Source organism: Lysobacter rhizosphaerae (assembly GCF_054779795.1).
On record NZ_BAAGXO010000010.1, the window covers coordinates 229,038 to 244,910 of the forward strand.

Here is a 15,873-nt window from a genome sequence, read left to right on the forward strand (position 1 = left end):
CGGGCGCTGCAACGGTTGCAGGGGCAACCGCTGATTCCGTTTCTGCATGGGAAATTCCTGCATGGGAAATTCCTGCATGGGAAATTCCGCATGGGAAACGCCGCGCCTGCGCGGCGTGCGATCAGCGGCGACGGAATGCGGCGTAGCCCGCCCACAGCGCCAGCAGGATCAGGCAAAGCAGGCTCCATGCCGGCATCGACAGGCCGAGAAACGTCCAGTCGACCTTCGCGCATTCGCCCGAGCCGGTCATCACTTTCTGGATGAGCTTCATCGGCCCCATGGTCTGCCGCATGAACTCGAACGGCGCGCCGCAGCTGGGCACCTGGTCGGCGGGCAGATGGGTGATCCAGACGTGACGTCCCGCGATCACGATCCCTGCGCCGGCCGCGATCAGCGCCAGCACACCATAGACGCGACGCCATGCCGCCTTTGCGGGGCCATGCAACGCGCCGATCAGGAACACGACGCCGAGGGAGAAGAACGCGATGCGTTGGAAGATGCACAGCGGACACGGCTCCAGCGGATTCACGTCGCGGAACTGGGTGTGGAAGGCATAACCCAGCAAAGCGGCGCAGGCGAGGAACCCGAGCAGGAACTGGATGCGGAACGAGGCGCGGAAGGGATTCATGTCGTTACCTTAACGGCTGGCCGGATGCGTGCAAAGACAGCAAGGGTCGAGGCGGGTTCCGCGCGGCCGTACGAGCGGTCCGCTCGCGCGCGCCAACGGCAGTTCCTTTCCCCAGAAAGCGAAAGCCCCGGCCAAGGCCAGGGCTTTCGATGAACCGGTTGAAGCGGCGCGCTTACTGCGCGGCTTCCGGACGGTCGACCAGCTCGACGTAGGCCATCGGCGCATTGTCGCCAGCGCGGAAGCCGCACTTGAGGATGCGCAGGTAGCCGCCCGGGCGAGCCTGGTAACGCGGACCGAGGGTGGTGAACAGCGTGCCCACGGCTTCCTTGTCGCGCAAGCGCGAGAAGGCAAGACGACGGTTGGCGACGCCATCGACCTTGGCGAGGGTGATGAGCGGCTCGGCAACGCGGCGCAGCTCCTTGGCCTTCGGCAGGGTGGTGCGGATGAGGCCGTGCTTGATCAGCGAGGCAGCCATGTTGCTGAACATCGCTTCGCGATGGGCAGTGGTGCGGCTGAGGGCACGTCCGGATTTCTGGTGGCGCATGGCTTTGATTCCTGATGAATGTTGGAACTATTGGATTTCGCTGTCGCCATCGTGGCGTTGGAACTTGGACTGCGGATGGTCCGAACCGATCTTTTCCCTGACCGGCGTGTCGCGAACCTTCGGGTCCGTCGACTAGTGTTGCGTTACTTCAAAAAACTACTTCGTGCCTTCCCCCTGCCCGGCGCAGCGCGCCGGGCGTTCGCCCAAGCGCGCGGCATGCCGCGCAAGCGGCTTGGGCTCACCCCATCATTCCATGGGAAGCGATACCGGCCGGCGGCCAGTTCTCGAGCTTCATGCCGAGCGAAAGACCACGCTGGGCGAGGACTTCCTTGATCTCGGTGAGCGACTTCTTGCCGAGGTTCGGCGTCTTGAGCAGCTCGACTTCGGTCTTCTGGATCAGATCGCCGACGTAGTAGATGCTCTCGGCCTTGAGGCAGTTGGCCGAACGCACGGTCAGTTCGAGATCGTCGATCGGACGCAGCAGGATCGGATCCACGCCACCGGTCTGCGGCTTGGCAGCACCGCGGTCGCGATGGGTGAAGTCACCGAACACCGACAGCTGGTCGCTGAGGATGTCGGCGGCGGTGCGCACGGCTTCCTCGGCGTCGATCGTGCCGTTGGTTTCGATGTCCAGGACCAGCTTGTCGAGGTCGGTACGCTGTTCGACGCGCGCGGCTTCCACGGCGTAGGCAACACGACGGACCGGCGAGAACGACGCGTCCAGCATCAGGCGACCGATCGTGCGGGTTTCCTCGTCCGGACGACGACGCGCGGCAGCCGGCTGGTAGCCGAAACCGCGTTCGATCTTCAGACGCATGTTCAGCGCAGTGTCCTTGGTCAGGTGCGCGATCACGTGCTCCGGATTGAGGATCTCGACGTTGTGGTCGGTCTTGATGTCGGCAGCGGTGACGATGCCGGGACCCTGCTTGCTCAGCGACAGCATGGAGCTGTCACCGGTGTGCATGCGGATGGCGACGTCCTTGAGGTTGAGCAGGACTTCCAGCACGTCCTCTTCGAGGCCTTCGACCGTGGTGTACTCGTGGAGCACGCCGTCGATCTCGACTTCGGTGATCGCGAAGCCGGGGATCGAGGACAGCAGCACGCGGCGAAGCGCGTTGCCGAGGGTGTGGCCGTAACCGCGTTCAAGCGGCTCGATCACGACCTTGGCGCGATGGCCGGAGATGCGTTCGATCTGGGGACCACGCGGGCGTAGTACCTGGTTTGCGGTAACCGTCATGTTGTTGCGTTCTCCTGCAATGCCTTCGTTCGTTGTGGGGGTAACGACGTCGGCTGAGGCTTTTGGAGCTCCCTCTGTTCGAGGGAGAGGCCGGTGCGCAGGGCGCACCAGCCTGGGTTTTGGCGGGAGCGACCCTTGCGGGTCGCGGCCGTCCTTTACTTCGAGTACAACTCGACGATCAGCGCTTCGTTGATGTCGCTCGGCAGGTCGGAACGATCCGGCACGGCCTTGAACACACCAGCGAACTTCTTGGCATCCACTTCGACCCACGACGGCGACAGGTCCATCTGGGCGGCAACGCCCAGGGATTCCTGCACGCGCAGCTGCTTCTGTGCGCGTTCCGACAGGGCGATCGCGTCGCCTGCCTTGACCTGGTAAGACGGCAGGTTGACCGACTTGCCGTTGACCGTGACGCCACGGTGCGAGACCAGCTGGCGAGCGGCCGGACGGGTCACAGCGAAGCCCATGCGGTAGATGACGTTGTCAAGACGGGTCTCGAGGAGCTGCAGCAGGTTTTCACCCGTGTTGCCCTTCTTGTTCGAGGCCTTCTTGTAATAGTTGCGGAACTGACGCTCCAGCAAGCCGTAGATGCGCTTGACCTTCTGCTTCTCACGCAACTGGGTCGCGTAGTCCGACAGCTTGCCCTTGCGGGCAGTCGGGCCATGCTGGCCAGGTTTTTGTTCGAGCTTGCACTTCGAGTCGAGAGCGCGGACGGGCGACTTCAGCGAGAGGTCGGCGCCTTCACGACGGGAGAGCTTGCACTTGGGACCAATATAACGAGCCATGTGTCTTCAGCTCCTCAGACGCGACGCTTTTTGGGCGGACGGCAGCCGTTGTGCGGGATCGGCGTGACGTCGATGATGTTTACGATCTTGTAGCCGACGTTGTTCAGAGAACGAACGGCGGACTCGCGACCGGGGCCCGGGCCCTTGATGCGCACTTCCAGCGACTTGACGCCGTAGTCGAGCGCAGCACGGCCGGCCTTTTCCGCGGCAACCTGCGCGGCAAACGGGGTCGACTTACGCGAACCGCGGAAACCCGCGCCGCCCGAAGTCGCCCACGAGAGCGCGTTGCCCTGGCGGTCGGTGATCGTGATGATGGTGTTGTTGAAAGAAGCGTGGACGTGGGCGATGCCGTCGGTGACGACTCGCTTGATCTTCTTCTTGGTCTTGGCAGCAGCAGCCGGCTTGGCCATGGTTGTCTACCCCTTACTTCTTGATGGCCTTGCGCGGACCCTTGCGGGTACGTGCATTGGTACGGGTGCGCTGACCACGCAGCGGCAGGCCGCGACGGTGACGCAGGCCGCGGTAGCAGCCCAGGTCCATCAGACGCTTGATCGACATGCCGATCTCACGACGCAGGTCGCCTTCGACCACGAACTTCGCGATCTCGCCACGCAGGCGCTCGACTTCCGGTTCCGACAGGTCGCGGATCTTGGTCGACAGGGTGACCCCGGCCGATTCACAGACCTGCTTCGAACGGGTACGGCCAATGCCGTAGATGCTTTGCAGCCCGACCCAGACGTGCTTCTGGGCAGGCAGGTTGACGCCAGCAATACGCGCCATGACGCGATTCTCCAACTGGTTTGACGGCCGGGGAATAAACCCGGCGGAGTGAACAAGAAATTTTAGCAGGGTCTCGGGTTCTTTGGAAGCACTGCGACCGAAGTCGCACTACCCGGCATGGGGAGTGTGCCCATGCTCCGGCGACAGTCCCGGACTGGCCGAACCGGACGGGACCCCCTGGTGGGAGCTCCGCCTTGTCCGGCCCCGCGCGCTACTCTGGCGCGCGAAAGGCCCGGAACCACTCGTGCGCGAGACGCCGCCCGAGTCGCCCATCTGAATCCCGGGGTCTATCCCGGGATTCGTTGCGGCCAGGATTCACCCTGGCCACCAATCGGTCCCGGCCAGGCCGGAACCGCCTTGTCTTGCTTAACGGCCGAGGCCGCTGCGCGAACCCTTGAGGTTCGCCTTCTTCAGCAGGCTCTCGTACTGGTGCGACATCAGGTGCGCCTGGATCTGCGCAATGAAGTCCATCACCACCACCACCACGATCAGCAGCGAGGTGCCGCCGAAATAGAACGAAGTACCCAGCTGCGTGCGCATGATTTCCGGCAGCAGGCAGACGATTACCAGGTAAATGGCACCGGCGGCCGTCAGGCGGGTCAGCACGCCGTCGACGTAGTCGGCGGTGGCCTTGCCAGGACGGATGCCCGGGATCAGCGCGCCCGACTTCTTGAGGTTGTCGGCGGTTTCCTGCGAGTTGAACACCAGCGCGGTGTAGAAGAACGCGAAACCGATGATCAGCGACGCATACAGGATCATGTGCAGCGGCTGGCCGGAGTTGAGCATCTGCGCGAGCTTCTGCAGCCACGTCGCGGAACTGCTCTGGCTGAACCACGCCGCGGCCGTCGCCGGGAACATGACGATGCTCGAGGCGAAGATCGGCGGGATCACGCCGGCCATGTTGAGCTTGAGCGGCAGGAACGAGGACTGGTTCATGTACGCGCTGCGGCCGCCTTGGCGCCGTGCGTAATTGACCGTGATCCGCCGTTGCCCGCGTTCAACGAACACCACCAGGTAGGTGAAGCCCAGCACCAGCGCGGCAATGACGATCGCCGCCAGCGCGTTCATGTCGCCGTTGCGGATCTGCTCGAACATGCCGATGACCGCAGCCGGCAGGCCCGCGACGATGCCGGAGAAAATGATCAGCGACACGCCGTTGCCGATGCCACGCTCGGTCACCTGCTCGCCGAGCCACATCAGGAACATGGTGCCCGCGGTCAGCGCGATCACCGCAGTCAGGATGAAACCCGGACCGGGGTTGTAGACCACCGGAATGCCCTGGGCGGCGCCGCCGCTTTGCAGCGCAGTTGCGATGCCCCAGGCCTGGAACACGGCCAGCGGAATCGCCCCCATTCGCGACCACTGGTTGATCTTGCGACGACCCGACTCGCCTTCCTTCTGGATGGCCTTCAGACTCGGCACGATCTGCGTCAGCAGCTGCACGATGATGGATGCCGAGATGTACGGCATCACGTTCAGCGCGAACAGGCTGAAGCGATGCAGGGCGCCACCGGAGAACATGTTGAACATGTCCACGATGGTGCCCTGCTGGGTCTTCATCAGTTCCAGCATGGCATCCGGATTGACGCCCGGCACCGGGATGTAGCAACCGATGCGGTAGACCATCAGGGCGCCGACGACGAACAGCAGGCGCTGACGGAGCTCGGTGAACTTTCCGAGACCGCCGCCGAGGCCGGCCGCTGCGTTGCTGCTCTTCGCCATTCGTGGATTACTCCGCCGAGACCTTGCCGCCAGCCGCTTCGATCGCGGCCTTCGCACCGGCCGTAGCCAGCACGCCCTTGAGCACGAACTTCTTGGTGAGCTCGCCCTTCTTCACGATCTTGGCCTGCTTGGCGTTCGGCGGCACGAGCTTGGCTGCCTTCAGGGCGGCCAGGTCGATGTCACCGGCGGCGAGCTTGTCCAGCGCGTACAGCAGGACTTCGGCCGTGTCCTTCTTGATCAGCGAACGGAAGCCGACCTTCGGGAGGCGACGCTGCATGGGCATCTGGCCGCCTTCGAAGCCAGCCTTGATCTTGCCCTTGCCCGAACGAGCGAACGAACCCTTGTGGCCGCGGCCGGCAGTCTTGCCCAGGCCCGAACCGATGCCGCGACCGACGCGCTTGCGATCGGTGCGCGCACCGTCAGCGGGTTGCAGAGTGTTGAGACGCATGTTGATTACTCCTCGACGCGAACGAGGTAGTGGAGCTGATTGATCAGGCCGCGCACAGACGGGCTGTCCTTCAGTTCACGCACATCGTTGAGCTTGTTCAGGCCCAGCGCCTTCACCGACAGACGGTGACGGGCCTGGGTGCCACGCAGACCCTTGACCAGGCGCACCTTGACGGTGCCGGCAGCTGCCGCTTCCTTCTTAGCCATGGTTAAGGTCCTCCACCTTCTTGCCGCGCTTGGCTGCGATCTTGGCCGGCGAATGCATTTCGCCCAGGCCACGCAGGGTGGCGCGCACCAGGTTGATCGGGTTGCGCGAACCGACGGCCTTGGCCAGCACGTTCTTGACGCCGACCGCTTCCAGCACGGCGCGCATCGCGCCACCGGCGATCACGCCGGTACCTTCGGAAGCCGGCTGCATGAACACGCGCGCCGCGCCGTGGCCGGACTTCACCGCATGCCACAGGGTGCCGTTGTTCAGGTCGACATTGACGAAGCTCTTGCGGGCGTATTCCATCGACTTCTGGATTGCGACCGGCACTTCGCGCGCCTTGCCGTAACCGAAACCGACCTTGCCATTGCCGTCGCCCACCACCGTCAGTGCGGTGAAGGTGAACTGGCGGCCGCCCTTGACGGTCTTGCTGACGCGGTTGACCGCGATCAGCTTCTCGATCATGCCGTCATCGACTTCTTCGCGGTTGCGATCGCGATCGCGGCCCCGCGGTGCACGTTGTTCTTCTGCCATTTCGATTACTCGGTAGTTGAAGGATTTGCGGCGTGGCCGCTTATCGTTGTTGAGTACTTCGGGCGTTTCGCCATACCGGCAATCCGGCATGGCGCCCGATGCGGCCCGCATCGGCAGGTTGGGTCAAGGCGCGCTTGATGCGGCATTGCCGCGCCGCCTTGGCGAACGCCCGACCATGGATGGCCGGGCGGACGATCCGAAGGCACGTGACGTCTCGCCATGGATGGCTACCGTCACTCGCACTTTCAACCCGTGGGCGGGCAAAAACCCTCCCCTACAGCAAAATCAGAACTGCAGACCGCCTTCGCGCGCGGCATCGGCCAGCGCCTTGATGCGGCCGTGGTAACGGTAGCCAGAACGGTCGAATGCGACCTTCTCGACGCCCGCGGCCTTGGCCTTCTCGGCGATGGCGCGACCGACCTTGGCCGCAGCGTCGGTGTTCTTGCTGCTCTTCAGGCCGTCCTTGACGTCGGCCTGCACGGTCGAGGCGGCAGCCAGGACCTTGGAGCCGTCGGCGGTGAACACCTGGGCGTACAGATGCTGGCCGGTGCGCAGCACGGTCAGGCGCGGCACGCCGAGGTCGCGGATGTGCGCACGGGTCGACTTGGCGCGGCGCAGACGGGCGTTGTTCTTGATGCTCATGATCTGGTTCCTCGAAAGCTGAAGACCGATTAGGCCTTCTTGGCTTCCTTGCGAATGATGACTTCACCGGCGTACTTCACACCCTTGCCCTTGTAGGGCTCCGGCGGACGGAAGCCACGGATCTTGGCGGCGACTTCACCGACGCGCTGCTTGTCCGCGCCGGAGACCAGGATTTCGGTCTGCGTCGGGGTGGCGATGGTGATGCCTTCCGGCGTCTGGAACAGCACCGGATGCGAGAAACCCAGCGACAGGTTCAGGTCCTTGCCCTGCATGGCGGCGCGGTAACCGACGCCCACCAGCTCGAGCTTGCGCTCGAAGCCTTCGGAGACGCCCTTCACCATGTTGGCGAGGATCGCGCGCAGGGTGCCGGTGAGGGCGATCTGCTCCGCGTTTTCGGTCGAGAACATGGCGTGGCCATCTTCGACCTTGAGTTCGATACCGGCCGGCTTCGCGATGCTCAGGGTGCCCTTCGGGCCCTTGGCGCTGATGCTGTCGGCGGCGACGTTGACTTCAACACCCTTCGGGAGGGCGACCGGCTTCTTGGCTACACGAGACATGTCAGTAGGCTCCCGTTAGGCCACGAAGCACAGGACTTCACCGCCGACGCCCTGCTGGCGCGCCTGCGCATCGGTCATGATGCCCTTGGAGGTGGAAATGATGGCGACGCCGAGGCCACCGAGGACCTTCGGCAGCGCGTCCTTGCCGCGGTACTGGCGCAGGCCGGAACGCGAATAGCGCTCGAGGCGCTCGATGACGGGCTTGCCTTCGAAATACTTCAGCACGACTTCCAGCTGGGCCTTGGCGCCATCCTGGGTCACGCGGAAATCAGCGATATAGCCCTCGTCCTTCAGGACGGTGGCGATCGCGGTCTTGATCTTGGACGACGGCATCTTCACCGTCTGCTTCCGAACAGCGGCCGCATTCTTGATGCGGACCAGCATGTCGGCGATGGGATCAGTCATGCTCATTAAAAGTCACCTATGAGTGCACCGATATCCGCAGGATTGCGAATACTTCAGTTGTGACGCCCAGCCGGGCTGAATAGCCGGGCCGGGCGTTGGAGCAGCCGGCAAGTCTAGCAGACTTCCCGGCTTTTTTACTGCTGCTTACCAGGATGCCTTGCGCAGGCCAGGAACGTCGCCGTTCATGGTCGCCTTGCGCAGCATGTTGCGGCCGAGGCCGAACTTGCGGTAGACGCCACGCGAGCGGCCCGACAGTTCGCAGCGGTTGCGCTGGCGGCTCTCGGAGGAGTCACGCGGCAGCTTCTGCAGCTTGGTCGCGGCTTCGATCTTCTCTTCGTACGACGCGGTCAGGCTGGAGATGATCTTCTTCAGCGCTTCGCGCTTCGCGCCGTGCTGCTTGTTCAACTTCTTCCGCTTGATTTCGCGGTTGATCATTGAGGTCTTGGCCATGATCTATGTCTCTCGAAATCAGTTACGGAACGGGAAGCGGAACGCTTCGAGCAGCGCCTTGGCTTCGGCGTCGGTCTTGGCGGTGGTGGTGATGGCGATATCCATGCCGCGGATCGCGTCGACGGCGTCGAAGTCGATTTCCGGGAAGATGATCTGTTCCTTCACACCCATGTTGTAGTTGCCACGGCCGTCGAACGAACGACCCGACACGCCGCGGAAGTCGCGGACGCGCGGCAGCGAAACGTTGATCAGGCGATCGAGGAACTCGAACATCTGGGCGCGGCGCAGCGTGACCTTGCAGCCGATCGGCCAGCCGTCGCGGATCTTGAACGAAGCCACCGACACGCGGCTCTTCGTCACGATCGGCTTCTGGCCCGCGATCTTGGTCAGGTCGGCGACGGCGTTTTCCAGGATCTTCTTGTTCGTGGCGGCTTCGCCCACGCCCATGTTGATCGTGATCTTGGTCAGGCGCGGCACTTCCATCGGGTTCGTGTAACCGAACTTCTTGGTCAGGGCCGGGACGACTTCGTCCTTGTAGAACTTTTCAAGACGGGTGTTCATGTCAGATAGCCTCGCCGCTGGAGCGGAACACACGCAATTTGCGTCCATCCTCCAGCACCTTGAAGGCAACGCGTTCGCCCTTGCCCGAGGCAGGGTTGAACAGCATCACGTTGGAAATGTGGATCGGCGCTTCGCGCTCGATCACGCCGCCGGGCTGGCCGGCCTGCGGGTTCGGCTTGGTGTGGCGCTTGATGATGTTGATGTTGGACACGACGATCTTGTCGCCGGCCACGCGGATCACATCACCCTTCTTGCCCTTGTCCTTGCCGGCGATGACGACAACCTGGTCGCCCTTGCGGATACGGTTCATCTCAATTCCTCCGCTCAGAGCACTTCAGGTGCCAGCGAGACGATCTTCATGAACTTCTCGGTACGCAGCTCGCGGGTTACTGGCCCGAAGATGCGGGTACCGATCGGTTCCTGCTTGTTGTTCAGGAGCACGGCGGCATTGCCGTCGAAGCGGATCAGCGAACCGTCCGGGCGACGGACGCCCTTGCGGGTGCGGACCACGACGGCGTCATAGACGTCGCCCTTCTTGACCTTGCCACGCGGGATCGCGTCCTTCACGGTGACCTTGATGATGTCGCCGATGCCGGCGTAACGGCGCTTGGAGCCGCCCAGCACCTTGATGCACATCACTTCCTTGGCACCCGAGTTGTCAGCCACGTCGAGGTAGCTCTGCATCTGGATCATGATTCAGCCCTCCTCTTATTCGGCCGCACGGGTGACGATCGTCACCACGCGCCAGTTCTTGGTCTTGGACATCGGTGCGCATTCCGCCACGCGGACGATGTCGCCCTCGTTGCACGAGTTGTCGGCGTCGTGGGCATGCAGCTTGGTCGAGCGGCGGATGTACTTACCGTACAGCGCGTGCTTGACCTGGCGCTCGACGAGCACCGTCACCGTCTTGTCCATCTTGTTGCTAACGACCCGGCCTTCTACCGTGCGCAGCGCCTTCTCTGTTTTGTTGTCGGTCATGGCGGGTCCTTACTTCTTCTGCCCGAGCAGCGTGTTGACGCGAGCAATCTCGCGGCGCACGCGGCGGGCTTCGTGGGTCTTGGCGAGCTGGCCGGTAGCCTTCTGCATGCGGAGAGCAAACGTCTCCTTGTGCAGCGCGGCCAGGTGGGCCTTCAGCTCGTCGGCCGACTTCGCGCGGAGTTCTTTCAGTTCCATTAGCGCACCGTACGGGTCACGAAAGTGGTGGTGACCGAGAGCTTGGCCGCGGCCAGACGGAACGCTTCGCGCGCCGTGGCTTCGTCCACACCTTCGATCTCGTAGATCATGCGGCCGGGCTGGATCTGGGCGACCCAATACTCGACGTTGCCCTTACCGGAGCCCATTCGGACTTCGATCGGCTTCTTGGTGATCGGCTTGTCGGGGAACACGCGGATCCACATCTTGCCGCCGCGCTTGACGTAGCGGCTGATGGAACGACGTGCAGCCTCGATCTGGCGCGCGGTCAGCTGACCGGTTGCCGTCGACTTCAGGCCGTACTCGCCGAAGCTGACAGCATTCGCGCTCCAGCTCAGACCGTCGTTACGGCCCTTGTGCATCTTGCGATACTTGGTTCGCTTGGGTTGCAACATGGTCAATTACCTCGCTTCGCGGGCCGGACGGCCACGACCGGGACGATCGTTGCGATCCTTGCGGTCGCCACGGTCCGGACGGTCACCACGCTCAGCGCGCGGCGTGTCGTCCTGCTTTTCCTGGCCGACCTGGGAGAAATCGAAGATCTCGCCCTTGTAGACCCATACCTTGATGCCGATGATGCCGTAGGTCGTCTTGGCTTCTGCGAAGCCGTAGTCGATGTCGGCACGCAGCGTGTGCAGCGGCACGCGACCTTCGCGGTACCACTCCGAACGCGCGATTTCGGCGCCGTTGAGACGGCCGGCGACGTTCACCTTGATGCCCAGCGCGCCCAGGCGCATCGCGTTGCCGACCGCACGCTTCATCGCGCGGCGGAACATGATGCGGCGCTCCAGCTGCTGCGCGATCGACTCGGCGACCAGCTGTGCGTCCAGTTCGGGCTTGCGGACTTCGGTGACGTTGATGTGCGCCGGAACGCCCATCACATCGCTGACTTCCTTACGCAGCTTCTCGATGTCCTCGCCGCGCTTGCCGATCACCACGCCCGGACGGGCGGTGTGGATCGTGACGCGCGCGTTGTTGGCCGGACGCTCGATCAGGATCTTGGAGATGCCAGCCTGTGCAAGCTTCTTGCGCAGCATCTCGCGGACCTTGAGGTCGGCCGCCAGGAACGAGGCGTACTGCTTCTTGCCAGCGAACCACTTCGACGTCCAGTCCTTGGAGATGCCCAGGCGGATGCCGGTCGGATGTACTTTGTGACCCATATCTATGCTCCGCCTTACTTGCCCGCGCCCACAACCACAGTGATGTGGCTGGTGCGCTTGAGGATACGGGTGCCGCGGCCCTTCGCACGCGCCATGAAGCGCTTCAGCGAGGGACCCTCGTCCACCGTGATGGTCTTGACGCGGAGGTCGTCGACGTCGGCGCCCTGGTTGTTCTCGGCGTTGGCGATGGCGGACTCGACGACCTTGCGGATCATCGCGGCTGCCTTCTTGTCCGAGAACTTCAGCAGGTTCACTGCGCGCTCGGCCGACAGGCCACGGACCTGGTCAGCGACCAGGCGGGCCTTCTGGGCGGAGATGCGCGCGCTGCGCAGGATGGCTTTCGCTTCCATTGTCATCTCCTTACTTGCCCGACTTCTTGTCGCCGCCGTGACCCTTGAACGTACGGGTCAGGGCGAATTCGCCAAGCTTGTGGCCAACCATGTTCTCGTTGACCAGCACGGGGATGTGGTTCTTGCCGTTATGGACGGCGATCGTGAAACCCACCATGTCCGGCAGGATCATCGAACGACGCGACCAGGTCTTGATCGGCTTCTTGTTGCTACCGGCCGTCTCCACCTTCTTGAGGAGGTGGTGGTCGACGAACGGACCTTTCTTGAGGGAACGTGCCATGGCCGATTAGCTCCTACGATCGCGCACGATGAACTGCGAGGTGCGCTTGTTCTTGCGCGTCTTGTAACCCTTGGTCGGCACGCCCCACGGGGTGACCGGGTGCGGGTTGCCCTGACCGGCCTTGGCTTCACCACCACCGTGCGGGTGATCGACCGGGTTCATGGCCGCACCGCGGACGGTCGGCTTGATGCCGCGCCAGCGCTTCGCACCGGCCTTGCCGAGCTTCTCGAGGTTGTGTTCGTCGTTGCCGACTTCACCGATGGTGGCGGCGCATTCGACCGGCACCTTGCGCATTTCGCCGGAGCGAAGACGCAGCGTGGCGTAACCCTGCTCGCGAGCGACCAGGTAGGCGCTGGCGCCGGCCGCGCGGGCCAGCTGGGCGCCCTTGCCCGGCTTCATCTCGACGCAGCACACCGTGGTGCCCACCGGGATGTTGGTCAGCGGCAGCGTGTTGCCGACGCGGATCGGGGCTTCGCGGCCCGCGATCACCTGGTCGCCATCCTTCAGGCCCTTCGGCGCGATGATGTAACGACGCTCGCCGTCGACGTAGCACAGCAGTGCGATGTGCGCGGTGCGGTTCGGATCGTATTCAATGCGCTCGACGCGGGCGGGGATGCCGACCTTGTCGCGCTTGAAGTCGATGATGCGGTAATGCTGCTTGTGGCCACCACCGATGTGACGGGTGGTGATGCGACCGTGGTGGTTGCGGCCACCGGTCTTGCTCTTGGCCTCAACCAGGGCGGCGTGCGGCGCGCCCTTGTGCAGGCCCGGCGTCACCACGCGGACCGCGCTGCGGCGGCCGGGTGAGGTGGGCTTGAAAGTCATCAATGCCATGAATCTATCCTCAGGCCGTGGCCATCACGTCGATCGACTGGCCTTCGGCCAGCGTCACGTACGCCTTGCGCGAATCGGCGCGGCGGCCCATGCGGAACTTGAAGGCCTTGTTCTTGCCCTTCACGTTCACGACGTTGACCGCTTCGACCTTGACCGCGAAAAGCTTCTCAATGGCCGACTTGATGTCTGCCTTGGTAGCGTCCGTCGCGACTTCGAAGACGTATTTGTTGGAAACTTCCTGCAGGCGCGCGGTCTTTTCGGACACGAGCGGTGCGCGGATGATGTTGTAGAGCTTGGCGTCGTTCATGCCAGCCACTCCTCGATCTTCTTGACCGCGTCGGCGGTGACCACGACCGAATCGGCGCCGACGAGGGCAACCGGATCCAGGCCCTGGACGTCACGCACTTCGACGTACGGCAGGTTGCGTGCCGAGAGATACAGGTTCTCGGTGGCGTCTTCGGTAACGATCAGCGGACGCTTGCCGACTTCCAGGCCCTTGAGCTTGGCGATCAGGCCCGAGGTCTTCGGTGCGTCGACGTCGAACGATTCGACGACCATGATCCGGCCCTGGCGGTTCAGCTCGGACAGGATCGCGGCGATCGCGGCGCGATACATCTTGCGGTTGACCTTCTGCGCGAAGCTGCGCGGCTTGGCCGCGAAGGTCACGCCGCCGCCGACGAAGATCGGAGCCGTCAGCGCGCCGTGACGCGCACCGCCGCCCTTCTGCTTCTTCGACTTCTTGGTCGTGCCGTTGACTTCCGAACGGGTCTTCTGTGCCTTGGTGCCAGCGCGACCGGCGTTGCGGTAGGCAACGACCACCTGGTGGACCAGGTCTTCGCTGAATTCGCGGCCGAAGATCGCGTCGGAAACCGACACCGTCTTGGTGCTGTTATTGATTGCGAGTTCCATCATCAAACTCCCTTGCTCGACGGACGCACGATCACGTCGCCGCCCGGAGCACCCGGAACCGCGCCCTTGATCGCGATCAGACCGCGCTCGGCGTCGACCTTGACCACTTCCAGGCCCTGCGTCGTCTGCTGCACGTCGCCCATGTGGCCCGACATCTTCTTGCCCGGGAACACGCGGCCCGGCGTCTGGCGCTGGCCGATGGAGCCCGGCGAGCGATGCGACAGCGAGTTACCGTGGGTAGCGTCACCCATGGTGAAGTTCCAGCGCTTGATCGTGCCCTGGAAGCCCTTGCCCTTCGTCACGCCCTGGACGTCGACGATCTGGCCGGCTTCGAAAATGTCGGCCTTGATCTCGCCGCCGATTTCAAAGCCACCGATCTGGTCGGCTTCAACGCGCAGCTCCCACAGGCCACGACCGGCATCAACCTTGGCCTTGGCCAGGTGACCGGTTTCCGGCTTGCTCAGCAGCGAAGCGCGCTTCACGCCAGCGGTCACCTGCACGGCGCTGTAGCCGTCGGTTTCGACCGTCTTGATCTGGGTGATGCGGTTCGGCGTGGCTTCGATCAGGGTCACCGGGACCGACTTGCCGTCGGTGGTGAAAAAGCGGCTCATGCCGGCCTTACGGCCGACGATGCCCAACGAATACTTCTTCGCGGTCATGGTGGCGGGCCTCAGGTCAGCTTGATCTGCACGTCGACGCCAGCCGCGAGCTCGAGCTTCATCAGCGCGTCCACGGTCTTGTCGTTGGGGTCGACGATGTCGAGCACGCGCTTGTGCGTGCGGGTCTCGTACTGGTCACGCGCGTCCTTGTCGACGTGCGGGGAGACGAGAATGGTGTAGCGCTCGATCTTGGTCGGCAGCGGGATCGGGCCGCGCACTTGCGCGCCGGTCCGCTTGGCCGTCTCGACGATCTCGCTGGCCGAGCGGTCGATCAGGCGATGATCGTACGCTTTGAGCCGAATCCGGATCTTTTGGTCCGCCATGGCGGAAACTCCTTCGTTTAAAGAGCGACAGGTCCGATAACTGGGTGTATCGGACCCCTGGACTTGGTGCTTCAACTTCCCCGGGATCGCACCAAACCCCGGACAACCTTTCAAAAACAAAGGCAGACCGGTTTCCCGGCCCGCCCAGACTGGAAGTCATGAACGCGCAAACGGCCCCGTCATCGATGTCCCGAACTATTTTTCGGGACGGACGGAGCACTGCCGCGCGACATTTCCCTGTCTGGCGAAAACGAAGCGCTTCCTGCACCTCATTTCGCTGGTTCGCTCCCTTTCCCGAGAGAAAGGCCGCGAGGGTCTTGCATTCTAGAGGGTCTGGACGGGTCTTTGCAAGCCCGCCCAGTCCTTTTTCTACCTCCCGGCGTTGACCGGCCGGAGCTGGTCAACGATGGGCCGCCATTCCGGCCGGTTTGCGGCCGGGATAACGGAACATCAGCCTTACTTGATGATCTTGGCCACGACGCCGGCGCCGACGGTACGACCGCCTTCGCGGATCGCGAAGCGCAGGCCGTCATCCATCGCCACGGGGTGGATCAGCTCCACCACCATCTTGATGTTGTCGCCCGGCATGACCATTTCGACGCCTTCCGGCAGGGTCACGGCGCCCGTGATGTCGGTCGTGCGGAAGTAGAACTGCGGACGGTAGCCC

At 63.5% G+C, this 15,873-nt stretch carries 29 protein-coding genes; all 29 read right to left on the minus strand.

The window, feature by feature from the left end; genetic code table 11:
* Positions 1-121 precede the first annotated feature (121 nt).
* Positions 122-628 carry a disulfide bond formation protein B gene (locus ACYVGE_RS14750; RefSeq protein WP_460730875.1) on the minus strand — a complete coding sequence of 169 codons (507 nt, stop codon included), beginning with the start codon at positions 626-628 and terminating at the stop codon, positions 122-124.
* A 172-nt stretch (positions 629-800) separates the two neighbouring features.
* Positions 801-1,172: a 50S ribosomal protein L17 gene (gene rplQ, locus ACYVGE_RS14755; protein WP_310053758.1), complete on the minus strand. Its 372-nt coding sequence runs from the start codon at positions 1,170-1,172 to the stop codon at positions 801-803.
* Positions 1,173-1,410: 238 nt separating this feature from the next.
* On the minus strand, positions 1,411-2,409 hold the full coding sequence (locus tag ACYVGE_RS14760; protein ID WP_310053759.1) for a DNA-directed RNA polymerase subunit alpha: 999 nt from the start codon (positions 2,407-2,409) through the stop codon (positions 1,411-1,413).
* Between the two features lie 155 nt (positions 2,410-2,564).
* The gene (gene rpsD / locus ACYVGE_RS14765; RefSeq protein WP_310053760.1) at positions 2,565-3,194 is read right to left on the minus strand and encodes a 30S ribosomal protein S4; all 630 of its coding nucleotides are present in this window, start codon (positions 3,192-3,194) and stop codon (positions 2,565-2,567) included.
* A gap of 14 nt (positions 3,195-3,208) precedes the next feature.
* Entirely contained in the window at positions 3,209-3,604 is a 396-nt protein-coding gene (gene rpsK, locus ACYVGE_RS14770; RefSeq protein WP_056135964.1) for a 30S ribosomal protein S11, read from the minus strand.
* Positions 3,605-3,617: 13 nt separating this feature from the next.
* Entirely contained in the window at positions 3,618-3,974 is a 357-nt protein-coding gene (gene rpsM / locus ACYVGE_RS14775; protein WP_310053761.1) for a 30S ribosomal protein S13, read from the minus strand.
* A 366-nt stretch (positions 3,975-4,340) separates the two neighbouring features.
* On the minus strand, positions 4,341-5,696 hold the full coding sequence (gene secY / locus ACYVGE_RS14780; RefSeq protein ID WP_460730876.1) for a preprotein translocase subunit SecY: 1,356 nt from the start codon (positions 5,694-5,696) through the stop codon (positions 4,341-4,343).
* Positions 5,697-5,703: 7 nt separating this feature from the next.
* A complete protein-coding gene (gene rplO, locus ACYVGE_RS14785; protein ID WP_310053899.1) occupies positions 5,704-6,150 on the minus strand; it encodes a 50S ribosomal protein L15 in 447 nt (148 codons plus the stop codon).
* Complete coding sequence (gene rpmD / locus ACYVGE_RS14790) at positions 6,150-6,350, minus strand: 50S ribosomal protein L30 (protein ID WP_460708584.1); 201 nt, start codon at positions 6,348-6,350, stop codon at positions 6,150-6,152. The genes rplO and rpmD overlap by 1 nt, the downstream gene beginning before the upstream one ends.
* Positions 6,343-6,885 carry a 30S ribosomal protein S5 gene (gene rpsE, locus ACYVGE_RS14795; protein WP_310053764.1) on the minus strand — a complete coding sequence of 181 codons (543 nt, stop codon included), beginning with the start codon at positions 6,883-6,885 and terminating at the stop codon, positions 6,343-6,345. The genes rpmD and rpsE overlap by 8 nt, the downstream gene beginning before the upstream one ends.
* A 285-nt stretch (positions 6,886-7,170) precedes the next feature.
* Entirely contained in the window at positions 7,171-7,527 is a 357-nt protein-coding gene (gene rplR / locus ACYVGE_RS14800; protein ID WP_310053765.1) for a 50S ribosomal protein L18, read from the minus strand.
* Positions 7,528-7,556: 29 nt separating this feature from the next.
* On the minus strand, positions 7,557-8,084 hold the full coding sequence (rplF, locus tag ACYVGE_RS14805; RefSeq protein WP_460730877.1) for a 50S ribosomal protein L6: 528 nt from the start codon (positions 8,082-8,084) through the stop codon (positions 7,557-7,559).
* A 15-nt stretch (positions 8,085-8,099) separates the two neighbouring features.
* On the minus strand, positions 8,100-8,495 hold the full coding sequence (gene rpsH, locus ACYVGE_RS14810) for a 30S ribosomal protein S8 (RefSeq protein WP_310053767.1): 396 nt from the start codon (positions 8,493-8,495) through the stop codon (positions 8,100-8,102).
* A gap of 138 nt (positions 8,496-8,633) precedes the next feature.
* The gene (gene rpsN / locus ACYVGE_RS14815) at positions 8,634-8,939 is read right to left on the minus strand and encodes a 30S ribosomal protein S14 (RefSeq protein ID WP_310053768.1); all 306 of its coding nucleotides are present in this window, start codon (positions 8,937-8,939) and stop codon (positions 8,634-8,636) included.
* A gap of 18 nt (positions 8,940-8,957) precedes the next feature.
* Entirely contained in the window at positions 8,958-9,500 is a 543-nt protein-coding gene (gene rplE / locus ACYVGE_RS14820; RefSeq protein ID WP_310053769.1) for a 50S ribosomal protein L5, read from the minus strand.
* A 1-nt stretch (position 9,501) separates the two neighbouring features.
* A complete protein-coding gene (gene rplX, locus ACYVGE_RS14825) occupies positions 9,502-9,810 on the minus strand; it encodes a 50S ribosomal protein L24 (RefSeq protein ID WP_056135999.1) in 309 nt (102 codons plus the stop codon).
* Positions 9,811-9,824: 14 nt separating this feature from the next.
* Positions 9,825-10,193, minus strand: coding sequence for a 50S ribosomal protein L14 (rplN, locus tag ACYVGE_RS14830; RefSeq protein WP_056136003.1), 369 nt, complete (start codon positions 10,191-10,193; stop codon positions 9,825-9,827).
* A 15-nt stretch (positions 10,194-10,208) separates the two neighbouring features.
* Positions 10,209-10,478, minus strand: a complete 270-nt coding sequence (rpsQ, locus tag ACYVGE_RS14835) for a 30S ribosomal protein S17 (protein WP_056136006.1) — start codon at positions 10,476-10,478, stop codon at positions 10,209-10,211.
* A gap of 9 nt (positions 10,479-10,487) precedes the next feature.
* The gene (rpmC, locus tag ACYVGE_RS14840; RefSeq protein WP_310053771.1) at positions 10,488-10,673 is read right to left on the minus strand and encodes a 50S ribosomal protein L29; all 186 of its coding nucleotides are present in this window, start codon (positions 10,671-10,673) and stop codon (positions 10,488-10,490) included.
* Positions 10,673-11,086 (minus strand): 50S ribosomal protein L16, encoded by a 414-nt coding sequence (gene rplP, locus ACYVGE_RS14845; RefSeq protein WP_056136011.1) that lies wholly within the window; start codon positions 11,084-11,086, stop codon positions 10,673-10,675. The genes rpmC and rplP overlap by 1 nt, the downstream gene beginning before the upstream one ends.
* 6 nt (positions 11,087-11,092) lie before the next feature.
* Positions 11,093-11,851: a 30S ribosomal protein S3 gene (rpsC, locus tag ACYVGE_RS14850; protein ID WP_457098168.1), complete on the minus strand. Its 759-nt coding sequence runs from the start codon at positions 11,849-11,851 to the stop codon at positions 11,093-11,095.
* A gap of 14 nt (positions 11,852-11,865) precedes the next feature.
* A complete protein-coding gene (gene rplV, locus ACYVGE_RS14855) occupies positions 11,866-12,201 on the minus strand; it encodes a 50S ribosomal protein L22 (RefSeq protein ID WP_200610756.1) in 336 nt (111 codons plus the stop codon).
* 10 nt (positions 12,202-12,211) lie between these two features.
* Entirely contained in the window at positions 12,212-12,481 is a 270-nt protein-coding gene (gene rpsS / locus ACYVGE_RS14860; RefSeq protein WP_310053773.1) for a 30S ribosomal protein S19, read from the minus strand.
* Between the two features lie 6 nt (positions 12,482-12,487).
* Complete coding sequence (gene rplB, locus ACYVGE_RS14865) at positions 12,488-13,315, minus strand: 50S ribosomal protein L2 (protein WP_310053774.1); 828 nt, start codon at positions 13,313-13,315, stop codon at positions 12,488-12,490.
* A 10-nt stretch (positions 13,316-13,325) separates the two neighbouring features.
* Positions 13,326-13,622: a 50S ribosomal protein L23 gene (rplW, locus tag ACYVGE_RS14870; RefSeq protein WP_310053775.1), complete on the minus strand. Its 297-nt coding sequence runs from the start codon at positions 13,620-13,622 to the stop codon at positions 13,326-13,328.
* Positions 13,619-14,224: a 50S ribosomal protein L4 gene (gene rplD, locus ACYVGE_RS14875; protein ID WP_310053776.1), complete on the minus strand. Its 606-nt coding sequence runs from the start codon at positions 14,222-14,224 to the stop codon at positions 13,619-13,621. The genes rplW and rplD overlap by 4 nt, the downstream gene beginning before the upstream one ends.
* Positions 14,225-14,226: 2 nt before the next feature.
* Positions 14,227-14,883, minus strand: a complete 657-nt coding sequence (rplC, locus tag ACYVGE_RS14880) for a 50S ribosomal protein L3 (RefSeq protein ID WP_310053777.1) — start codon at positions 14,881-14,883, stop codon at positions 14,227-14,229.
* Between the two features lie 11 nt (positions 14,884-14,894).
* Complete coding sequence (rpsJ, locus tag ACYVGE_RS14885) at positions 14,895-15,206, minus strand: 30S ribosomal protein S10 (RefSeq protein WP_027070119.1); 312 nt, start codon at positions 15,204-15,206, stop codon at positions 14,895-14,897.
* 456 nt (positions 15,207-15,662) lie between these two features.
* A partial coding sequence (locus tag ACYVGE_RS14890) for an EF-Tu C-terminal domain-related protein (RefSeq protein ID WP_460729184.1) occupies positions 15,663-15,873 on the minus strand: 211 nt, incomplete at its 5' end.

Excerpts from the sequence above, each read along its gene's own strand:
- ACYVGE_RS14750 (WP_460730875.1), bottom strand. The coding sequence starts at position 628 with ATGAATCCCTTCCGCGCCTCGTTCCGCATCCAGTTCCTGCTCGGGTTC.
- rplQ (WP_310053758.1), bottom strand. The coding sequence starts at position 1,172 with ATGCGCCACCAGAAATCCGGACGTGCCCTCAGCCGCACCACTGCCCAT.
- ACYVGE_RS14760 (WP_310053759.1), bottom strand. The coding sequence starts at position 2,409 with ATGACGGTTACCGCAAACCAGGTACTACGCCCGCGTGGTCCCCAGATC.
- rpsD (WP_310053760.1), bottom strand. The coding sequence starts at position 3,194 with ATGGCTCGTTATATTGGTCCCAAGTGCAAGCTCTCCCGTCGTGAAGGC.
- rpsK (WP_056135964.1), bottom strand. The coding sequence starts at position 3,604 with ATGGCCAAGCCGGCTGCTGCTGCCAAGACCAAGAAGAAGATCAAGCGA.
- rpsM (WP_310053761.1), bottom strand. The coding sequence starts at position 3,974 with ATGGCGCGTATTGCTGGCGTCAACCTGCCTGCCCAGAAGCACGTCTGG.
- secY (WP_460730876.1), bottom strand. The coding sequence starts at position 5,696 with ATGGCGAAGAGCAGCAACGCAGCGGCCGGCCTCGGCGGCGGTCTCGGA.
- rpmD (WP_460708584.1), bottom strand. The coding sequence starts at position 6,350 with ATGGCTAAGAAGGAAGCGGCAGCTGCCGGCACCGTCAAGGTGCGCCTG.
- rpsE (WP_310053764.1), bottom strand. The coding sequence starts at position 6,885 with ATGGCAGAAGAACAACGTGCACCGCGGGGCCGCGATCGCGATCGCAAC.
- rplR (WP_310053765.1), bottom strand. The coding sequence starts at position 7,527 with ATGAGCATCAAGAACAACGCCCGTCTGCGCCGCGCCAAGTCGACCCGT.
- rplF (WP_460730877.1), bottom strand. The coding sequence starts at position 8,084 with ATGTCTCGTGTAGCCAAGAAGCCGGTCGCCCTCCCGAAGGGTGTTGAA.
- rpsH (WP_310053767.1), bottom strand. The coding sequence starts at position 8,495 with ATGAGCATGACTGATCCCATCGCCGACATGCTGGTCCGCATCAAGAAT.
- rpsN (WP_310053768.1), bottom strand. The coding sequence starts at position 8,939 with ATGGCCAAGACCTCAATGATCAACCGCGAAATCAAGCGGAAGAAGTTG.
- rplE (WP_310053769.1), bottom strand. The coding sequence starts at position 9,500 with ATGAACACCCGTCTTGAAAAGTTCTACAAGGACGAAGTCGTCCCGGCC.
- rplX (WP_056135999.1), bottom strand. The coding sequence starts at position 9,810 with ATGAACCGTATCCGCAAGGGCGACCAGGTTGTCGTCATCGCCGGCAAG.
- rplN (WP_056136003.1), bottom strand. The coding sequence starts at position 10,193 with ATGATCCAGATGCAGAGCTACCTCGACGTGGCTGACAACTCGGGTGCC.
- rpsQ (WP_056136006.1), bottom strand. The coding sequence starts at position 10,478 with ATGACCGACAACAAAACAGAGAAGGCGCTGCGCACGGTAGAAGGCCGG.
- rpmC (WP_310053771.1), bottom strand. The coding sequence starts at position 10,673 with ATGGAACTGAAAGAACTCCGCGCGAAGTCGGCCGACGAGCTGAAGGCC.
- rplP (WP_056136011.1), bottom strand. The coding sequence starts at position 11,086 with ATGTTGCAACCCAAGCGAACCAAGTATCGCAAGATGCACAAGGGCCGT.
- rpsC (WP_457098168.1), bottom strand. The coding sequence starts at position 11,851 with ATGGGTCACAAAGTACATCCGACCGGCATCCGCCTGGGCATCTCCAAG.
- rplV (WP_200610756.1), bottom strand. The coding sequence starts at position 12,201 with ATGGAAGCGAAAGCCATCCTGCGCAGCGCGCGCATCTCCGCCCAGAAG.
- rpsS (WP_310053773.1), bottom strand. The coding sequence starts at position 12,481 with ATGGCACGTTCCCTCAAGAAAGGTCCGTTCGTCGACCACCACCTCCTC.
- rplB (WP_310053774.1), bottom strand. The coding sequence starts at position 13,315 with ATGGCATTGATGACTTTCAAGCCCACCTCACCCGGCCGCCGCAGCGCG.
- rplW (WP_310053775.1), bottom strand. The coding sequence starts at position 13,622 with ATGAACGACGCCAAGCTCTACAACATCATCCGCGCACCGCTCGTGTCC.
- rplD (WP_310053776.1), bottom strand. The coding sequence starts at position 14,224 with ATGGAACTCGCAATCAATAACAGCACCAAGACGGTGTCGGTTTCCGAC.
- rplC (WP_310053777.1), bottom strand. The coding sequence starts at position 14,883 with ATGACCGCGAAGAAGTATTCGTTGGGCATCGTCGGCCGTAAGGCCGGC.
- rpsJ (WP_027070119.1), bottom strand. The coding sequence starts at position 15,206 with ATGGCGGACCAAAAGATCCGGATTCGGCTCAAAGCGTACGATCATCGC.